This window comes from Mycobacterium sp. E183 (assembly GCF_001667735.1).
Taxonomy (GTDB): Bacteria; Actinomycetota; Actinomycetes; order Mycobacteriales; family Mycobacteriaceae; genus Mycobacterium.
This window is the reverse complement of sequence record NZ_LZJN01000129.1, coordinates 27,001-45,267: the sequence shown is the minus strand read 5'-3', so window position 1 is coordinate 45,267 and position 18,267 is coordinate 27,001. Positions and strand designations below refer to the sequence as shown.

16 protein-coding genes and 1 pseudogene are annotated in these 18,267 nt (G+C 67.2%); 6 read left to right on the top strand and 11 right to left on the bottom strand.

Features of this window, described 5'->3' with window-relative positions:
• The 3 genes and pseudogenes from A5691_RS13235 to A5691_RS13225 form a co-directional block, all read right to left on the bottom strand.
• Window positions 1-200: phosphoribosylformylglycinamidine synthase subunit PurQ (locus tag A5691_RS13235; protein WP_197499040.1), on the bottom strand; the 200-nt coding region annotated here is incomplete at its 3' end.
• On the bottom strand, window positions 197-436 hold the full coding sequence (gene purS / locus A5691_RS13230) for a phosphoribosylformylglycinamidine synthase subunit PurS (protein WP_067751830.1): 240 nt from the start codon (window positions 434-436) through the stop codon (window positions 197-199). The genes purS and A5691_RS13235, both read right to left, overlap by 4 nt.
• 61 nt (window positions 437-497) lie before the next feature.
• Window positions 498-1,234: pseudogene (locus tag A5691_RS13225) on the bottom strand (ATPase).
• On the opposite strand from A5691_RS13225, the gene A5691_RS13220 reads away from it, so the two are divergent.
• A complete protein-coding gene (locus A5691_RS13220; protein WP_067751836.1) occupies window positions 1,211-1,849 on the top strand; it encodes an MBL fold metallo-hydrolase in 639 nt (212 codons plus the stop codon). The pseudogene A5691_RS13225 and the gene A5691_RS13220 sit on opposite strands and share 24 nt — an antisense overlap.
• Window positions 1,850-1,868: 19 nt before the next feature.
• Here the strand turns inward: A5691_RS13220 and A5691_RS13215 are convergent, their stop codons facing one another.
• Complete coding sequence (locus tag A5691_RS13215; RefSeq protein ID WP_068015043.1) at window positions 1,869-3,536, bottom strand: FAD-binding dehydrogenase; 1,668 nt, start codon at window positions 3,534-3,536, stop codon at window positions 1,869-1,871.
• A gap of 48 nt (window positions 3,537-3,584) precedes the next feature.
• The gene (locus tag A5691_RS13210) at window positions 3,585-4,289 is read right to left on the bottom strand and encodes a DUF2334 domain-containing protein (protein ID WP_067751842.1); all 705 of its coding nucleotides are present in this window, start codon (window positions 4,287-4,289) and stop codon (window positions 3,585-3,587) included.
• A gap of 147 nt (window positions 4,290-4,436) precedes the next feature.
• Here A5691_RS13210 and A5691_RS13205 point away from each other — a divergent pair, with 147 nt between their 5' ends.
• The gene (locus A5691_RS13205) at window positions 4,437-6,056 is read left to right on the top strand and encodes a DHA2 family efflux MFS transporter permease subunit (protein ID WP_068015038.1); all 1,620 of its coding nucleotides are present in this window, start codon (window positions 4,437-4,439) and stop codon (window positions 6,054-6,056) included.
• A 314-nt stretch (window positions 6,057-6,370) separates the two neighbouring features.
• A complete protein-coding gene (locus tag A5691_RS13200) occupies window positions 6,371-7,996 on the top strand; it encodes a DHA2 family efflux MFS transporter permease subunit (RefSeq protein ID WP_369827026.1) in 1,626 nt (541 codons plus the stop codon).
• Window positions 7,997-8,199: 203 nt separating this feature from the next.
• Here the strand turns inward: A5691_RS13200 and A5691_RS13195 are convergent, their stop codons facing one another.
• Complete coding sequence (locus tag A5691_RS13195) at window positions 8,200-10,320, bottom strand: S9 family peptidase (protein ID WP_068015035.1); 2,121 nt, start codon at window positions 10,318-10,320, stop codon at window positions 8,200-8,202.
• Window positions 10,317-11,204, bottom strand: a complete 888-nt coding sequence (locus tag A5691_RS13190) for a phosphoribosylaminoimidazolesuccinocarboxamide synthase (protein WP_068015032.1) — start codon at window positions 11,202-11,204, stop codon at window positions 10,317-10,319. Before A5691_RS13190 ends, A5691_RS13195 begins: the two co-directional genes overlap by 4 nt.
• Window positions 11,205-11,268: 64 nt before the next feature.
• On the opposite strand from A5691_RS13190, the gene A5691_RS13185 reads away from it, so the two are divergent.
• Complete coding sequence (locus A5691_RS13185; RefSeq protein WP_067751857.1) at window positions 11,269-11,889, top strand: hypothetical protein; 621 nt, start codon at window positions 11,269-11,271, stop codon at window positions 11,887-11,889.
• Here A5691_RS13185 and A5691_RS13180 read toward each other — a convergent pair.
• Genes A5691_RS13180 through purB form a run of 3 tightly spaced genes read right to left on the bottom strand, consistent with a single transcriptional unit; the run spans window position 11,854 to window position 15,532 of the window.
• Complete coding sequence (locus A5691_RS13180) at window positions 11,854-12,873, bottom strand: tellurite resistance/C4-dicarboxylate transporter family protein (protein ID WP_068015029.1); 1,020 nt, start codon at window positions 12,871-12,873, stop codon at window positions 11,854-11,856. The two genes, A5691_RS13185 and A5691_RS13180, sit on opposite strands and share 36 nt — an antisense overlap.
• A complete protein-coding gene (locus tag A5691_RS13175) occupies window positions 12,870-14,117 on the bottom strand; it encodes a cytochrome P450 (protein WP_067751861.1) in 1,248 nt (415 codons plus the stop codon). The genes A5691_RS13180 and A5691_RS13175 overlap by 4 nt, the downstream gene beginning before the upstream one ends.
• Window positions 14,114-15,532: an adenylosuccinate lyase gene (gene purB / locus A5691_RS13170; protein ID WP_068015026.1), complete on the bottom strand. Its 1,419-nt coding sequence runs from the start codon at window positions 15,530-15,532 to the stop codon at window positions 14,114-14,116. Before purB ends, A5691_RS13175 begins: the two co-directional genes overlap by 4 nt.
• Window positions 15,533-15,761: 229 nt before the next feature.
• Here purB and A5691_RS13165 point away from each other — a divergent pair, with 229 nt between their 5' ends.
• On the top strand, window positions 15,762-16,508 hold the full coding sequence (locus tag A5691_RS13165) for a DUF429 domain-containing protein (protein ID WP_067888773.1): 747 nt from the start codon (window positions 15,762-15,764) through the stop codon (window positions 16,506-16,508).
• Here A5691_RS13165 and A5691_RS13160 read toward each other — a convergent pair.
• Complete coding sequence (locus A5691_RS13160; protein ID WP_068015023.1) at window positions 16,442-17,104, bottom strand: TetR/AcrR family transcriptional regulator; 663 nt, start codon at window positions 17,102-17,104, stop codon at window positions 16,442-16,444. The two genes, A5691_RS13165 and A5691_RS13160, sit on opposite strands and share 67 nt — an antisense overlap.
• A gap of 73 nt (window positions 17,105-17,177) precedes the next feature.
• Between A5691_RS13160 and A5691_RS13155 the strand changes: the two genes are divergently transcribed.
• Entirely contained in the window at window positions 17,178-18,095 is a 918-nt protein-coding gene (locus A5691_RS13155; protein WP_067751873.1) for an alpha/beta hydrolase-fold protein, read from the top strand.
• Window positions 18,096-18,267: the final 172 nt, after the last annotated feature.

Here is an 18,267-nt window from a genome sequence, read left to right as displayed (position 1 = left end):
GCGAACCTGGCGATCGCCCCCGCGCGCAGGTAGTCGCCGTAGGAGAAACCGCCGGGCACCACCACGGCGTCGACGCCCTTGAGGTCGGCGTCGGCGTGCCACAGGCTGACGGCCTCGGCACCGACACGCCGCGCCGCCCGGGCGGCGTCGACGTCATCCAGGGTTCCCGGGAACGTGATGATGCCGATCCGCGCGGTCACCGGGTCTCCCGGCTGATCGTCCAGTCCTCGATCACGGTGTTCGCCAAGAGCGTCTCTGCTATGTCGGCGAGGACCGAGTCGTCAACGGTTTCGTCGACTTCGAGTTCGAACCTCTTGCCTTGTCTGACTTCTGAGATCCCCGGATGACCGAGTCGGCCCAGCGCGCCGACGATCGCCTGACCCTGCGGGTCGAGAATCTCCGCTTTGGGCATCACATGAACGACTACCCGGGCCACCGGCGCTCCTCCTCAGATTTGTCCCCGCGCCAACTCTACCGGCGAAAGTGCAGCTCGGCCGTCACGGGCACGACGCAATGTAGGCCTCGCACAGGGGGGCGATCAACGCGTTCAGCACCGGGTCGTCGGCCATGGCGGGCCACGGAACCTGCGGCGGCGCCGACGACCAGAGCGTCAGCTCGGTGATCGTGCTGCTCGACGGGTGGGCGACCAGGTACGTGTGCATGACGATCGGACCGCTGATCACCGCGGCCATCCGGTTCGTTTCGTCGGTGGTGATCGACGGGGATTGCAGCGGCGTTCGCTGCTGGCAGGAGCGCAGCGCGGCGACGGCGGTGCTGAACGCCGAAGACGCGAGGGCACCGCCGCTGGCCGTATCGCCGCGCCAGTGCAGGATCTGCGCCTGCAGCTGCCACTGCCCGTCGGGATGGGCGACGGCGGCGCGCGCCACGACGGCCGAGTCGCGGGGGTCCCGCGGCACCGGGGCTGTGGCGCACAGCTCCTCGAATCGGAATCGAGGCCCGGGCGCCGCGCCGGTAACCTGCGCCGCGAGCCCGGCGAGCGGGGGCCAGCCGTAAACGGAGTCCAGCGGCACGGCCCGGCGCTGGATCCAGGCGGAATCAGGGATCTGGTCGCACACGGGCGGGCAGGCCTGCGGCTCGGCATGTGCGGGCACCGCGACGATGAACGCCACCGCGAGGCCGCCGACCACCGCCATGGCCGCCAGGATCACCCGCATCGGCATCACTCTCCCGTCAGGGCACAATCGTAAACATGCAACTGACGCATTTCGGCCACTCCTGTCTACTTGCAGAATTCGACCACACCCGAGTGCTCTTCGATCCTGGGACTTTCGCGCACGGTTTCGAGGGCATATCGGGTTTATCCGCGATCCTGATCACCCATCAGCACCCCGACCACGTCGACGGCGCCCGACTGCCGGCCCTGCTCGAGGGCAACCCGGGCGCGGCGCTTTATGCCGATCCGCAAACCACCGCCCAGCTCGGGGCGCCGTGCCAGGCGGTGCACGTCGGTGACGAACTGCGGATCGGTGAACTGACGGTGCGCGCCGTCGGCGGCAAACACGCCGTCATTCACCCGGAAATCCCGGTCATAGAGAACATTTCGTTCCTGGTGGGCGACGGCGATCATCGGGCCAGGCTGATGCATCCCGGTGATGCGCTGTTCGTGCCCGACGAGCCGGTGGACGTGTTGGCCACCCCGGCAGCCGCCCCGTGGATGAAGATCTCCGAGGCCGTCGACTACCTGCGCGCCGTCGCACCGGCGCGCGCCGTACCCATCCACCAAGGGATCATCGCCCCCGACGCGCGGGGCATCTATTACGGCCGGCTCACCGAGATGACCACCACAGACTTCCAAGTGCTCCCCGAAGAGGACGCGGTCACCTTCTAGCGCTACCCCGTCCGGCGAGCTAGGCGATATCGTCGCCCACGCCGCGTCCGGCGGCCCGCCCAGAGAAGATGCAGCCGCCCAGGAATGTGCCCTCCAGGGCGCGGTAGCCGTGCACGCCGCCCCCACCGAACCCGGCCACCTCACCCGCGGCGTAGAGGCCGGCCAGCGGCGTTCCGTCGGCCTTCAGCACGCGGCCGGCCAGGTCGGTCTCTATGCCGCCCAACGTCTTTCGGGTCAGGATGTGCAACTTGACCGCGATCATCGGGCCCGCCTTGGGGTCGGTCAGCCGGTGCGGTGCGACCACCCGGCCCAGCCGGTCGCCCAGATAGCCGCGGGCGGCACGGATCGCGGTGATTTGTCCGTCCTTGCTGAATTTGTTGGCCACCTCGCGGTCGCGGGCGGTCACCTCGGCCTCGACGGTAGCGTAGTCCAGCGGCGCGACATCGGGCAGCTTGTTCATCGCGGTTACCAACTCCCGCAACGAGTTCGCGCTGACGAAGTCCACTCCCCGGTCGACGAATGCCTGCACCGGGCCCGGGGGCCCGGAGCGCGCCCGGTTACGTAGCAGCTCACGCAGGCTCTGCCCGGTCAGGTCGGGGTTCTGCTCCTGCCCGGAGAGCGCGAACTCTTTCTCAATGATCTTGGCGTTCAACACGAACCACGTGTAGTCATACCCGGATCTGGTGATGTATTCCAGCGTGCCCAGGGTGTCGAAACCCGGGTACAGCGGTACCGGCAGCCGCTTTCCGGCCGCGTCGAGCCACAGTGACGACGGTCCGGGGATGATGCGAATGCCGTGCAGCGGCCAGATGGCGTCGTAATTGGTGATGCCTTCGGTGTAGTGCCACATGCGGTCCGGGTTGATCACCCGGGCGCCGGCCTGCTGGGAGATGCCGATCATCCTGCCGTCGACGTGGGCAGGCACCCCGCTGAGTAGCTGCTCGGGTATGCGGCCCATGCGCTTGGGCCAATTCTTGCGCACCAGCTCGTGATTGCCGCCGATGCCGCCGCTGGCGACGATCACAGCGAGCGCGCGAAACTCGAATTGCCCCACGGGTGTTCGTGATGACGCCACGCCCCTGGGTGCGGCTGCGGGCTCCAGCACCGTGCCGCGGACCCCGGTCACCGCGCCGCCCTCGACGATCAACTCATCAACCCGGTGGCGGTGCGCGAAGCGCACCGTCGAGCGGTCCCGCAGCTGACGGGCGAAGATTTCGACCAACGCGGGGCCCGTGCCCCAGGTGATGTGGAAGCGGGGCACCGAATTGCCGTGCCCCTGTGCGTCATAGCCGCCACGTTCGGCCCAGCCCACCAGGGGGAAGATCTTCAGTCCCCGGTCGCGCAGCCAACGGCGTTTTTCCCCCGCGGCGAAGTCGACGTAGGCGTGCGCCCATTGGCGTGGCCAGTAGTCCTCGGGCCGATCGAACGCCGCGGTACCGAGCCAGTCTTGTAGGGCGAGTTCGTGGCTGTCGCGAATCCCCAGACGGCGCTGCTCGGGGCTGTCGACGAAGAACAGGCCGCCGAACGACCAGAATGCTTGCCCACCCAGGTTGGCGCTGCTCTCCTGGTCGAGGATCAGCACCCGCAGCCCCCGGTCCACCAGCTCGCAGGCGGCCACCAAGCCCGCGAGTCCCGCCCCGACGATGATGGCGTCGGCGCCGAACCCCCCGGCCGAAGAATCGCTCATGTCCGCCCAGGGTAGTGCCCGCGCCGAGCGGTTTGAGGAAACGCTTCGTCAGGCCGCGTCGAGAATGGCCTTGTCGCGCTGCCAGCGGTACACCGCCGGTGCGCAGCCGTGCATCAGCGACAGGTCGACGGCGTCGACCATGGCCTGCAGGGGCCCGGGCTTGCGCAGGTGGCGGGCGGCCACGGCCACCCGCACGACTCCGCCCCGGCGGGCGATCCGCTCGGCGGACAGCACCACCATCCGGCACCACCACGGTTCGGTGAGAAAGCCTTCCCCGATGCCCAACACGCGGGAGCGCACGGTGGTGTGCCGCACCAGGTCGGTGATCCCGTGCAGATCCGCGAGAAGCCGAAAGCCGTTGTCCGGCAAGGCTTTGACAACGCCCGGGGACACCACCCAGCCGGGCGCCGCGAACAGCCGGGTGCGCAGTCCTAGGTGCTCGAGCACCCGGTCGGCGGCCATCAGCCGCAGGTTGGCCTCATGGGCCCGCAGGATGGCGAATTCACCGCGGCGCTTCTTGGTGGCGGCATCGTCATAGCCGTGCAGCACGATCGCGTCACCACCGGACCTCCGGCCGGTCAGCCATTCGACGGTGCGCGGGTCGCGGTCGAGTCGGTAGTCACCGCTGAGCCGAGGGGCCACCAACAACGACACCGGGACATTGCGGGCATCCATCTGAGCGCAGAACGCCTCAACGTCGTCGAGGGTGCGTTCGCCTATCCCCGAGACCGAGACGATCAATTTTCCAGCCACACCCGCAGTTTGACGATCTCAGGTGTCGGAATGGTGAAGGACACGCAGACGGCAGGCGTATATCGGAACCGCTGGGCCGCTGGTCGCGCGGGATGCGCGCCACCCGAACGGGGTCCCGCGGGCTGACGGCGCTGGAATCGGTTCGATATGCTAAGCAACGCCATGGATCAGGCCCCTTACGTAGCGGCCGACACGCCGCTGCCTTACGACCCCGCCCCGCAGCTGGGCGAGGGCGAGCGGGAGTATCCCGACAAGCTCGACGCCGGCCTGTTGCGGATTTCCGGCGTCTGCATCCTGGCCACGGTCATGGCGATCGTGGACGTCACCGTCGTCAGCGTCGCGCAACGCACCTTCATCGACCAATTCGGGTCTTCCCAGGCCGTCGTCGCGTGGACTATGACCGGCTACACGTTGGCGTTGGCGACGGTCATACCGATCACCGGGTGGGCAGCCGACCGGTTCGGCACCAAACGGCTTTTCCTGGGCTCCGTGCTGGCCTTCACGTTGGGCTCGCTACTATGTGCGTTGGCAGCAAACATGTTGCAGCTCATTGTTTTTCGGGTGGTCCAGGGGATCGGCGGCGGCATGCTGTTGCCCCTGAGTTTCATGATCTTGACCCGCGAAGCGGGCCCGCGGCGGCTGGGTCGGCTGATGTCGATCCTGAGCATCCCGATGCTGCTCGCGCCGATCGGTGGCCCGATCCTGGGCGGCTGGCTCATCGACACTTCGAGCTGGCGGTGGATCTTCTTGATCAACCTGCCGATCGGACTCGTCACCATCGCGCTCGGGGCGATCATTTTCCCCCGGGACCACCCGTCGCGTTCGGAAACCTTCGACGTCGTCGGGGTGCTGCTGCTGTCACCCGGCCTGGCCACGTTCCTGTTCGCGGTGTCGTCGATCCCGCGATGCGGCACCGTCGCCGACCGCCACGTGCTCATACCGGCCACCATCGGCCTGGCCTTGATCGCCGGGTTCGTCGCGCACGCGTGGCGCCGCGCCGATCATCCCCTCATCGATCTGCGGTTGTTTCGTAACCCGGTGCTCACCCACGCCAACGTGACGATGGTGGTATTCGCCGGCGCCTTCTTCGGGGCCGGCCTGCTGCTGCCGAGTTATTTCCAGCAGGTGCTGCATCAGACGCCGATGCAGGCGGGCCTGCGCATGATCCCCCAGGGACTCGGCGCCATGCTGACCATGCGTCTGACCGGGCCATTGGTGGACCGACGGGGGCCCGGCAAGATCGTGCTGGTCGGTATCGGGCTGATCACCGCCGGTCTGGGCACGTTCGCCGTTGGCGTGGCCAGGCAGGCGGACTACTGGCCCACGCTGCTGATCGGCCTCACAATCATGGGCCTCGGGATGGGCTGCACCATGATGCCGTTGTCTGTCGCCGCGGTGCAGGCGCTCACCCTGCACCAGATCGCCCGGGGCACGACGCTGATGAGCGTCAGCCATCAGGTGGGCGGATCGGTGGGCACGGCTTTGATGTCGATGATCCTGACCAATCAGTTCAATCGGAGCGAGAACATCGTCGCCGCGAACAAACTCGCGGCGTTGCAGCAGCAAGCCGCTGTCAGCGGGGTGCCAGTGAACCAGTCCGCGATACCGCCTCAGGCGCTGAATGCCGGCTTTTGGGACAACGTGGTGCACGACCTTTCCCGCGCCTATACGGCGGTATTTGTGATAGCCGTGGTGTTGGTGGCGTTCACGTTCATTCCGGCGTCTTTTCTGCCAAAAAAGCCGGCGAGCCAAACGGTCGCGGAATAACGCAATTCACCCCACTAAAGTCGGGCCAGCCATCGGCGTCCTGGAAGTGCCCCGCCGCCGAACGGCGTTCCCCAGCAAACGCGCATAAGCGACGATCGGCGACGGCTCAGGCACCGCACAACCAGAACGCCATACCGCTTACGCTGCGCGGTCACCCATCGAGTGGCGCCAGGCTCTTCGACCACTTGCCGAACCAGTCGACGAGCGGGCGGTCCATCACCGGCCCGACAGCCGAAACGGCCCCGGCCAGCGGGTTAGTGACCCGGGTGGAGGCAAACGCCTAAAAGCATCTGCTTGCGGGTATCGATATCGCTATGCTCGGCAACACGATGCAGAAGGCCTCTTCCGGCTTGTCCGACTCCCCGGTGTCCACCCCTGACACCGGGGATTTTGACGGCGACGCCGCCCGTACATACCCTGACAAGCTCGACATTCCCCTCCTCCGCATCGCCGGAGTTTGCGGATTGGCCTGCATCATGGCGATCCTCGACAACACCGTCGTCGCAGTCGCGCAACGCACTTTCATTGACCAATTCGGGTCTACCCAAGCCATCGTCTCGTGGACGATGGCGGGATACATGTTGGCGTTCGCCACCGTCATTCCGATAACTGGATGGGCAGCCGATCGGTTCGGCACCAAGCGGCTCTTCATGGGCTCGATAATGTCCTTCACGCTCGGCTCCCTGTTATGCGCGGTCGCGCCGAATATTCTCTTACTGATTATTTTCCGGGTCCTGCAAGGTATTGGCGGCGGCATGCTCTTGCCGCTGAGTTGGATGATCTTGACGCGCGAGGCCGGCCCGAAGCGGGTCGGTCGATTGATGGCGGTTGGGGGCATTCCGATTCTGCTCGGTCCAATCGGCGGACCGATATTGGGTGGCTGGCTAATCGACGCCTACGGCTGGAAGTGGATCTTCCTGATCAACCTGCCGATGGGCCTCGCCACCTTCGTCCTCGCGGCGATCCTGTTCACAAAAGACCGCCCGTCCCCGGCGGAAGCGCTCGACGTCACCGGCCTGCTGCTGTTGTCGCCGGGAGTCGCAATCTTCCTCTGCGGCGTTTCGTCCATTCCGGGACGTCACACGATCGCCGACCCCTATGTGTTGGTACCGGTGATCACGGGCGTCGCCTTGATAATCGCCTTCGTCCTGCACGCCTGGTACCGCTCGGATCACCCGCTCATCGACCTTCGGCTGTTCAAGAACCCGGTGGTCACCGAGGTCAACGTCACACTGCTTGTCTTTGCGGCCGCCTCGGTCGGCGCCACGCTGCTCATACCGAGTTATTTCCAGCTCGTACTGCATCAGACGCCCATGCAGGCGGGGCTCCACTTGGTCCCAGTCGGCCTCGGCGCCCTGGTAACCCTGCCGCTTGCGGGCGCTTACATGGACAGGTACGGACCGGGCAAGATAGTGCTGATCGGCCTCGTGGTGATGGTGGTGGGCCTCGGCCTCTTCACCTGGGGAGTGGCGAAGCAAGTTCACTATTCACCGACGCTGCTCGCCGGGCTGACCATCACAGGTTTGGGGGTGGGTTGCACCACGACACCGCTCTCGGCCGCGCTGATGCAGTCGCTCACCCCTCCACAGGTCGCCCGGGGGACCACACTGGTCAGTGTCAATCAGCAGCTGGGCGGTTCGATAGGAGCCGCCTTGATGGCGGTGGTGTTGACCAACCAGTTCGGCAACGACGAAACCCTGGTCGCCGCGAACAAGGTGGCCGCACTCCAGGATGAAGCCAAGAGTCGTGGGGTGCCGGTTGACCCGTCGGCCCTCCCCCGGCAGGCGTTGTCGCCCGATTTTGCCAGCCATGTGGCGCACAACCTGTCCCAGGTCTACACGTTGGTGTTTGTCCTGGCTGTCGGCTTGGTGGCGTTCACGATCATCCCCGCGGCGTTTCTGCCAAGGAAGCCGGCATTGCCGGACCGCGACGTTTCCTGACGGCCGGACCGTTTCTCGACCAGCCTCTTTGCTGCGCCGCGACTGCGTCCGCTAGGTGCTGCGGTGAGCTGATGGCTTCGCAAGCCACAACCATGCCACCACCTCGGCGTGAGCGCCGGCAAGTCCTGCAGCGTCGCGACCCGTGTCCAGCACACGGTACGCATCGACGGCTCAGCTACCCGTGGGGTTCCGGGACCGCACGACTAGCCTTGGTCGGCGTTGGCGGCGGCCAATAGCCAGGCGTATTGGAAAGCGGTCTCCTGCCACGCCTTGTAACGACCGCTGACTCCGCCGTGTCCGGCGTTCATCTGCGTCTTCAGCAGGATTGGACTGCCGTTGGCGTTGGCGTGCCGCAGTGCCGCCACCCACTTGGCGGGCTCCACGTAGTAGACCCTGGTGTCGTTCAGGGAAGTCATCGCCAGGATGGCGGGATACCGCTTGGCTTCGACGTTTTCATACGGCGAATAAGACTTCATGTATGAGTAGACGTCCTTGTCCTGCAACGGGTTTCCCCATTCGTCCCACTCGGTGACGGTGAGCGGCAAGGAAGGATCGAGGATGGTGGTGAGCGGGTCGACGAACGGGACCTGCGCGAGAATTCCGGCGAAGAGTTCCGGCGCCAGGTTGGCGACCGCCCCCATCACCAGGCCGCCCGCGCTGCCACCCAGGGCCACCAGCTGACGCGGCCGAGTGACACCCGTGTCGACCAAATGCCTTGCCGCCGCTACGAAGTCGGTAAAAGTGTTTTTCTTCTCCAGCAGCTTGCCATGCTCGTACCACGGGCGGCCCATTTCACCGCCCCCGCGGACGTGGGCGATGGCGAACACCATGCCCCGGTCCAGCAGCGACAGCCGAGCAATGGAAAAGCTGGGGTCGGTGCATATCTCGTAGGCACCGTAGCCGTACAGCAAAGCCGGTGCGGGAAATTCGATACCGGCGCGGTGCACGATGGACACGGGGATGCGGGTGCCGTCGTCGGCGATCGCCCAGTCGCGCCGCTCCACATAGTCGGCGGTGCGGTAACCGCCGAGCACGGGTTGTTCGCGCAGCAGCGTGCGTTCACCGGTGGCGAAGTCGATGTCGTATACCCGTGCCGGGACGACCAGCGACCCTGCCCTGATCCGCAGCTTGGGCGCACGCCAGTTAGGGTTGCCGGCAAGACCGGCCGACATCAGCTCGGAGTCGAACGAAATCTCCTCAGGTTCGCCGTATTCCCCGCCGGCGGCGATGTCCCACACCTGGAGCCGGGGCAACGCCTCCCGCCGGTAGCTGACCACCAGATGGCCGGCGAAGGCGTCGACGCCGTCGAGCCGCACGTCGTCGCGGTGCGGGATGAGCGTGCGCTGCTGGGCCGGGTCGCTGACCGGCGCCTCGGTCAGGGTGAAGTTGACCGCGTCCTCGTTGTGCAGAATCAGGAACCGGTCTTGGCCGCCGACCACCGCGTGTTCGACCGCGTACTCGATGCCTTCGCGCCGTGGCAGCACCACGGTGAACGGGGCATGCGGATCCGCGGCGTCCGCGTACCGGTACTCAGAGGTGATCGAGGACCCCGATGCGATGAAGACGTAGGCCTCGCTACGAGTCAGCCCGACGCCGAGCCAAAACCGTTCGTCGGCCTCGTGATACACCAGTTCCGACGGTTCGCCGGAGCCCACGCGGTAGCGCCACACCTTATCGGGGCGGTGGGCCGCATCCAGGGTCAGGTAGTACACCGTGTGGTTGTCTGCCGCCCAGGTCGCGCCCGCCCCGATGTCGGCGATCTCGTCCGGATACAGCTCGCCCGTGCGCAAGTCCTTGAAGCGCAGCGTATAACGTTCGTCGCCGACGGTGTCGACGGAGTACGCCAGGAGGTTCCCGTCCAGGCTGACGGTGGCTGCACCGAGCGCGAAGAATTCGTGGCCCTCCGCCTCGGTGTTCGAGTCGAGCAGGATCTGCTCGCCGGGCACTTCGGTGTTCTCTTCCAGGATCGGCGGATCCCAGTCATCGGGATTGCTTATCGGGCAACGACATTGAACCCGGTATTGCTTTCCCTCAAAGGTACGGGCGTAGTACCACCAGTCGCCCTGCCGAGTCGGGACCGACAGATCGGTCTCCTTGGTACGTGCCTTGATCTCGGCAAAGATCTTCTGCCGCAACGGTTCGAGACCTGCCGTCATCATGTCGACGTACTCGTTTTCCGACTCGAGGTAGGCGATGACTTCGGGGTCGGACTTGTCGCGCAGCCATTCATACGGATCGATGAAGACGTCCCCGTGATGCTCACGCCGGGTCTGCTGCCGCTTTGCGACAGGCGGCACGGGGGCTGCGGCCGAAGTCTCCGTCACGCGCCGATCCAGTCGCCAAAGCTCAAGCCGGAAATCCGTTCATAGGCGTCGATATAACGGCCGCGGGTGGCGTCGATGATTTCGTCGGGCAGCGGTGGTGGCGGTTGCGAGCCGTGGCGGTCCCAGCCCGACTCGGGGCTGGTGAGCCAGTTGCGGACGAACTGCTTGTCGAAGCTCGTCTGCACCACCCCAACCCGGTAGTCCTCGGCCGGCCAGTAGCGTGAAGAGTCCGGCGTGAAGATCTCGTCGGCCAGCAGCAGGTTACCGTCGTGGTCGGTGCCGAATTCAAACTTGGTGTCGGCGATGATGATTCCCTTCGTCAGGGCGTGATCGGCAGCCTGCACATAGGTTTGCAGCGTGCGGTCGCGCAACTGGTTGGCGCGGACCCCGCCCACCAAATCGATCACCCTGTCGAACGAGATGTTCTCGTCGTGGTCGCCCAGCGCGGCCTTTGTGGCCGGGGTGTACAGCGGCTCGGAGAACTTGCTGGCCTCGACCAGGCCGGGTGGCAGCGTGATGCCGCAGACCTTCCCGGTCGCCTGATAGTCCAGCAGTCCGGACCCGGTGAGGTAGCCACGCGCCACGCACTCCACCGGCAGCATCTCCAGCCGCCGCACCACCAGCGCGCGGCCCAGGACGTCCTCGGGGATGCGTGGGTCATCCGGTGGACCGGCCAGGTGGTTGGGCGCGTCGACCAGACCGAAGAAGAAGACGCTCATCGCGGTCAGGATCCGGCCTTTGTCCGGGATCGTGCTGTCGAGGACGTAGTCGTACGCCGAGATCCGGTCGGTCGCGACGAGCAACAGATGTTCCTCGTCGACGGAAAAGATCTCGCGGACCTTTCCGCTGGCCAGGTGCTGGTACTCGGACAGTGCGGGGCGCATCGGGTCAGCCTAACGGGCACCCGAAGGGGGGTCGCGTGTCGGGAGCTGTGCTGGGATCGAGAGTATGACCCCGCGGTTCTTGCCCTACTCCACCCGACCGGGCCGGCTGATGGCCCAACTGCTCAGCGACTTCGCCGTCGTTATGTGGACCGCTATCTGGCTGTTCGTCGGCCTGGCGGTTTACGACGCCGTATCCACCATCGCCGAGGCCGGCCGGCAGGTCGAGAGTGGCGCGCATGGCATCGCCGGAAACCTGGCGTCGGCCGGCCATGGTGCTCAGCACATCCCCTTGGTGGGTGACGCGGTCAGCCAGCCGCTGAACTCCGCCAGCCAGGCCGCGCTTGATCTGGCCGGCGCGGGCCATGACCTGGACTCGACGGCCAGCTGGCTTGCGGTCCTGCTGGCCATGGCCATCGCGGCTGTCCCGATCCTCGTCGCGGACGTGCCGTGGCTTCTCCTGCGGCTGCGGTTCTTTCGACGGAAATTGACGGTCACGGCCCTGGCCGCCACCCCGGCCGGCGAGCAACTCCTTGCCCTGCGGGCGTTGACGAACCGGCCGCCGGGCAAGCTCGCCGCTGTCAGCGCGGATCCGGTCGGTGGGTGGCGACGGGAGGATCCGCTCACCATCCGCGCCCTGGCCGCACTCGAATTACGGGCGGCCGGCATCTCGATTGGCGGCCGATAGCAGCGCGTGGCCGAGCAGCAGCAGCCCGGCCACGACCACAACGAGCCACGCCGCCAGGGCATCCCAGAAGAAGACCAGCGACACCGTCAGCAGCGATCGCTGCCCGATTTCGGCCGCCATGGCGTAGCTGGCCGCGGAATACATGCCCAGCGGGAACACGAATGCCCACCAGACGCCGGCGAACCGCAGCATGTTGGGCCGCCGGCTGATCCGGTGCAGACCGAAGTAGATCAGCGGCGGTATCCATAGGGTGGCCATCGCCCAGGTCACGACGGTCACGATACGCACGGGTGCGGCCAGCCAGGTGGGCGCCAGGGAGTGGATGTTGTCGCCGGCCAGGGTCGCAATCGCCATGCCGCCCATCAAGATCCAGGTGTCCGGCTCGAATCCGTCCCGGTCCTGTCGCTCATTGACGACCCGCCACAGGATCAGCCAGGTCATCAGTGCGTAGATGACGATGGCGGCCGCCCAGACAGCCACCGCCACCGCCAGCCACCAGCGCTCACCGGTCTGATAGGCCGCGCGGGCGATCACGATCGCCAACCCTGAGGTCCCCACGCTGCCCAGTTCCCACGCCCCATGGGCATCGTCTCGCAGCGCAACCCACCGGCGCGCGAACATGTTCCGCGCGCTCACGACGAGCAGCACCAGCCAGGAGCACAGCCCCACCGCGCCGAGCACCCGCAGCACCCACACGTTGGCCGACAAGCGGGTGTCGATCACCGCGCAAGCGGCGACGAAGGTGAAGAGCCGAAGGGTGACATCGGGGTCACTGAGGTCCCAGCGCAACGTCCGCCGCCTGCCGACAGCCGTTGTGCCCACCAGGGCGATCAGAAACACCAGCCCCAGCGAGGCAATGACGCCCAGTGCGTCGCTGATCCAGTTGTAGTTGTGGTTGCGCGCGGCGATCGACAGGATTCCGGTCGCCATCACCGCGGCGAAGACGTCCGGTGTCGGCTCGACACCGGCGCCTCGGACCCTCACCGCTCCTCGAGGAGTTCCACGATCAGGTGCCGGATGCCGGTGTGCCGATTGCTGCGAGCCCATTCGACCGGCCGGACGACCCGCACTGCGCCGAACCGGGAGAACAGCTCCTCGTAGAGCACGCGCAGTTCCAGCCGGGCCAGATTGGCGCCCAGGCAGTAGTGCACGCCTTGACCGAACCCCAAGTGCGGATTGGGCTTTCGGGTGATGTCGAATTCATCGGCGCGATCGAATGCGCCGGGGTCGCGGTTCGCCGAGCCCTCCCAGACCTGGACCTTTTGGCCGGCTTGGATCGACTGGCCGCCGAGCGTGACATCGCGCGTGGCGGTGCGTCGTTTGGACGGCGACGGCGACGTCCACCGCACGATCTCCTCGACGGCGGTCGGCAGCGCGTCGAGATCCGCACGCAGGGCGCGCAATTGCTCCGGGTGACTGGCCAGCGCCAGCAGGCCGCCGGCGACCGCGTTGCGCGTCGTCTCCGCCCCGGCGCTGAACAACAGGCTGAAGAACAGGTAGAGCTCGAGGTCCGAGAGCGACGGCGCGTCCAGGTCGTCGACCGTCGCGTTCGCGACGACCGACAGCATGTCGTCGGTCGGCTCCGCCCGCTTCGCGGCGATCAGCTGCTGACCGTAGTCGTACATCCGCGACCCGGCCTCCTCGACCGACAGCTGAGAAAGGGACGCCTTGCGCGAACCGCCGAAATCGAACTGCGGCTCGATGGCCTCGAACAGCCAATGCCGTTCGGACTCGGGCACTCCCAGCAGAATGCAGATCATCTGCATCGGCAATTCGGCGGCGATGTCGACCAGGAAGTCGAACGGTTCGCCGGGCACCACAGCATCGAGCAAGCGGCGCGCCCGCGCCCGCAGATCGTCCTCGACCAGCCGGATCATTCGCGGCGTCAGCCCGGAGCTGACGAGTCTCCGAATCTGTGAGTGGCGCGGGTCGTCCATCATGTTGAGCACCTGGCCGGCGATCGCCAGATCCTGCAGGAGCGTGCCGCCGTACGGGCGCCCGCCGCCGGTGACCGAGGAGTATGTCGTCGGTTCCTTCAGCACCTCAAGGGTTTCCGCGTACGTGGCGACGGACCAGAAGCCCTCGCCGTCGGGCGTGTTGTCGGTCGGCTCGTGCCAATACACCGGCGCCTCGCGGCGGTGGATGGCGAACAGGTCGTGCGGAAATCCGTCGGCGAAGTTGTCCAGATCGGTGAAGTCGATCCCCGCGAGCGCGCCGGCGAGGGTCACAGGATCGCGCCCGGAGCGTATTTGGCGGCGTCCGGGTAGCGGCTCACCAACGCGTCCACCAGCGCGGCGACCTCGTCCACCTGATCGCCGGCGGCGCCGATGAACGCCTTCTTGTCAGCCAGCGCGGCGTCCAGCGCGGCCCGGTCCAGCGGCAGCCGCTCGTCGGCGGCCAACCGATCCAGCAGATCGGGCTCCGCGCCGCGTTCCCGCATCGCCAGCGCCGTCGCGACCGCATGTTCGCGGATCACGTGATGCGCGGCCTCGCGGCCCATGCCGGCGCGGACCGCGGCGATGAGCACCTTGGTGGTGGCCAAGAACGGCAGGTAGCGGTCCAGCTCGCGGGCAATCACCGCCGGGTAGGCGCCGAACTCGTCGAGCACCGTCAGGAAGGTCTCGATCTGTCCGTCAATGGCAAAGAAGCTGTCCGGCAACGCAACCCGGCGCACCACCGAGCAGAACACGTCACCTTCGTTCCACTGGGCGCCCGCCAGCTCGGCGGCCATCGAGGCGTAGCCGCGCAACACGACCTGCAGCCCGTTGACCCGCTCACAACTTCGGGTGTTCATCTTGTGCGGCATCGCCGACGACCCCACCTGTCCCGGCGCGAACCCCTCGGTGACGAGCTCGTGCCCGGCCATCAGCCGGATGGTGTGGGCCATCGACGACGGCCCGGCGCCCAGCTGCACCAGACACGAGAGCACGTCGTGGTCCAGCGAACGCGGATAGACCTGGCCCACGCTGGTCAAAACGCTTGCGAAGCCGAGGAATTCGGCCACCCGTCGCTCCAGTTCGGCCAGCTTGGCAGCGTCGCCGTCCAGCAGGTCCAGCATGTCCTGGGCAGTGCCCATCGGACCCTTGATGCCGCGCAGCGGGTACCGGTCGATCAACTCGCGCAGTCGGGTCAGCGCGATCAGCGTCTCTTGCGCGGCAGAGGCGAACCGCTTGCCCAGCGTGGTGGCCTGCGCGGCGACGTTGTGGCTGCGTCCGGTCATCACCAGATCGCGGTAGGCCACCGCCCGCTCGGCGAGTCGCGCCGCCACCGCGACGCCGTGGGAGAACACCAGCTCCAGCGACCGCCGGATCTGGAGCTGCTCCACGTTCTCGGTCAGGTCGCGGCTGGTCATCCCCTTGTGCACGTGCTCGTGGCCGGCCAGCGCGTTGAATTCCTCGATCCGGGCCTTGACGTCGTGGCGCAGCGCCCGCTCGCGGTCGGCGATCGAGGCCAGATCGACGTCCTCGAGCACCCGCTCGTAGTCGGCGATCGCGTCCTGCGGGACGTCGACACCCAGCTCCGCCTGCGCCCGCAGCACCGCCAGCCACAGCCGGCGTTCCGCGACGACCTTGGCCTCCGGCGACCAGATCGCGACCATTTCCGCGCTGGCGTACCGGGTGGCCAGGACATTCGGAATGCTCACAGACATAGAGCTTACGATCGGCCCGACCCGCCAGCCGGGTTGCGGTCACATTGGCCACACCAGCCTCCGTCGCGGCCCGGCCCACCGAGTGCCCGCCTCCGAGCGACAACAAGCGGCGATCGCCCACCGCCGGCCGAATTGTCGCTGCGAGGCGGGCACCTCGACCGATCCTCCCGAGGCGGTGACCCCTGTGGCCCGTGTGACGGGCTGCGGCCCCATACTGGGCGGGATGTACTTCGCCGGTGTCGATCTGGCCTGGGCCGGGCGCAACCCGACGGGGGTGGCGGTCGTCGACGCCGGAGGCCACCTCGTGCACATCGGCGCCGCAGGCGACGACGTCACCGTGCTCGCCGCGTTGTCGCCATACGTGCGTGGACATTGCGTCGTCGCCTTCGACGCGCCGCTGGTGGTGACGAACCCGACCGGCCAGCGTCCCGCCGAAGCGGCGCTCAACCGCGACTTCCGCAGGTTCGAAGCCGGCGCCCATCCGGCCAACACCGCGAAACCGGAGTTCGCCGACGGACCGCGCGCGGCCCGATTGGCCAACGCACTCGGACTGGACATGGACCCGCGCTCGTCGGCGCCGCGCCGCGCCATCGAGGTCTATCCGCATCCGGCGACGGTGGTGCTGTTCCGGTTGGCGCGAACGCTCAAGTACAAGGCCAAGCCCGGCCGCGACGTCGACCAGCTCAGATCCGAGCTGCTCCTGCTGATGGACGGCATCGAGAGGCTTGCGCACGCCGCGGTGCCGTTAGAGGTGATGGGCCACGACGATTGGGGCCGGCTGCGCAGGGGCGTAACCACCGCCCGGCGCAAAGCCGAGCTGCGCCGGGCCGAGGATCCGATCGACGCCGTCGTGTGCGCCTACGTGGCCTTGTACGCACAACGCCGCCCGGCGGATGTGACGATCTACGGCGACTTCGCCACCGGGTACATCGTGACGCCATCGCTGCCCGCCGACCGCACGGGCCGCTGATCGATCGGCGCCAGCACGTCGATGAGGTCGACCACCGTAGCCAGCGCCGCCGCGCGAGGATCGCGACCTTCGACCAAGGCTGAGACCACGGAACCGTCGACCGCACAGATCAGCGTGCACACCAGCTCGATGTGCACCGTCCGGCCCGATCGCTCGATGGCCTCGGCCACGGCCTCGGCGCGCTGCCGCAGACTGCGACGCATGGTCTCGCGCAACGCGGGCAGGCGGGTGCAGGCGATGTGCCGCTCGTAGCGCGAGATCAATTGGTCGCTGAGTCCCGGGCTGGACACGTCGCCGACGAGCAGGTCGACCAACACCTCGGCGATGGTTTCGGGACCGCGACGCCGACGGGAAAGTGCGGTAACCCGCGACCGCAGCTGCGCCACCTCGATCATCGCGATGTGTTCGACGGCGCGCGCAATCAAATCGTCAAGGGACGAGAAGTAATACGTCGTCGACGCCAACGGGAGTCCGGCGCGCCGAGCGACAGCGCGGTGCCGCACGGCCTCGAAACCGCCCTCGGCAAGCAGCTCGGCGGCGGCGCTGACGAGCGCATACCGTCGACGTTCTCCCTTGGGAGTAACTGCTGCCGTCACGAGTAGCCATCGTGCCAGTCAAAGTGGTACTGCATTGCCATTTCCGCCAAACGGCCCGCTAAACGAACATGGCATGATGGCCCGCATGTCCGACCTGAGCCGCCGCGCCCTGCTGGGCCTCGGAGCCAGCGCGGCCGCGGGCGCAGCCGGCACTTATGCCCTCGACATCCTGTTCAAGCCCCGACCGTCCCAGGCCATGCCGCTGTCGCCCGCGGGCACCCAGGCGCCGCTGGCGCCGCCACCTCCTCCGCCTCTCGAACCGGCGCCGCCGGGTCAGGCCGCGCCCACCATGGTGACCGGTTCCTTCGTTTCGGCGGCACGCGGCGGAATCAACACCAACTGGGCCATCGCGCGTCCGCCCGGCCAGACCAAGGCCCTGCGACCAGTGATCGCGCTGCACGGCAAAGGCAGTGATGCGTCGACCGTGATGGCCGGCGGCGTCGAACAAGGTCTGGCGCAGGCCGTCAACGCGGGGCTGCCGCCCTTTGCGGTGGTTGCCGTGGACGGCGGGGGCAGCTATTGGCACAAGCGGGCCTCCGGCGAGGACAGCGGGGCCATGGTGCTCGACGAGCTCATACCCATGCTGGGCACCCAGGGCCTGGACACCTCCCGGGTGGCGTTCCTGGGCTGGTCGATGGGCGGCTACGGCGCGTTGCTGCTCGGCGGCCGGCTGGGTCCCGCGCGCACAGCGGCCATTTGCGCGGTCAGTCCCGCACTTTGGCTGTCCTCCGGCGCGGCTGCCCCCGGCGCGTTCGACGGGTCCGACGACTTCGCGGCGAACTCGGTGTTCGGAATGCCGGCGCTGGCGTCGATTCCCATTCGGGTCGATTGCGGTGACAGCGATCCGTTCTACGGTGCCACCAAGCAGTTCATCGCTCAACTGCCCCATCCGCCGGCGGGCGGCTTCTCACCCGGCGGGCACAACGCGGAGTTCTGGAGTTCGCAACTGCCGGCCGAGCTCACCTGGATGGCGCCGCTGTTGACGGCCTGAGGCCGGTTGTCGTGGGCCCGCGTCACGTCAGTCACTGCCGCACCAGCAGACGGGCCGTCGGCGAATCGCGAATGAAATATCGCATGCGCTATCAAATTCGGGACGAGCGCAATGCCTTTCGCAGGCGGGACTTCCGTTGGGTCCGCTCGATACCTCGTGCGACGATCGCAAG

Coding starts and splice junctions, on each gene's coding strand:
- A5691_RS13220 (WP_067751836.1), top strand. CDS start 1,211: ATGCAACTGACGCATTTCGGCCACTCCTGTCTACTTGCAGAATTCGAC.
- A5691_RS13215 (WP_068015043.1), bottom strand. CDS start 3,536: ATGAGCGATTCTTCGGCCGGGGGGTTCGGCGCCGACGCCATCATCGTC.
- A5691_RS13205 (WP_068015038.1), top strand. CDS start 4,437: ATGCTAAGCAACGCCATGGATCAGGCCCCTTACGTAGCGGCCGACACG.
- A5691_RS13200 (WP_369827026.1), top strand. CDS start 6,371: ATGCTCGGCAACACGATGCAGAAGGCCTCTTCCGGCTTGTCCGACTCC.
- A5691_RS13190 (WP_068015032.1), bottom strand. CDS start 11,204: ATGCGCCCCGCACTGTCCGAGTACCAGCACCTGGCCAGCGGAAAGGTC.
- A5691_RS13185 (WP_067751857.1), top strand. CDS start 11,269: ATGACCCCGCGGTTCTTGCCCTACTCCACCCGACCGGGCCGGCTGATG.
- A5691_RS13165 (WP_067888773.1), top strand. CDS start 15,762: ATGTACTTCGCCGGTGTCGATCTGGCCTGGGCCGGGCGCAACCCGACG.
- A5691_RS13155 (WP_067751873.1), top strand. CDS start 17,178: ATGATGGCCCGCATGTCCGACCTGAGCCGCCGCGCCCTGCTGGGCCTC.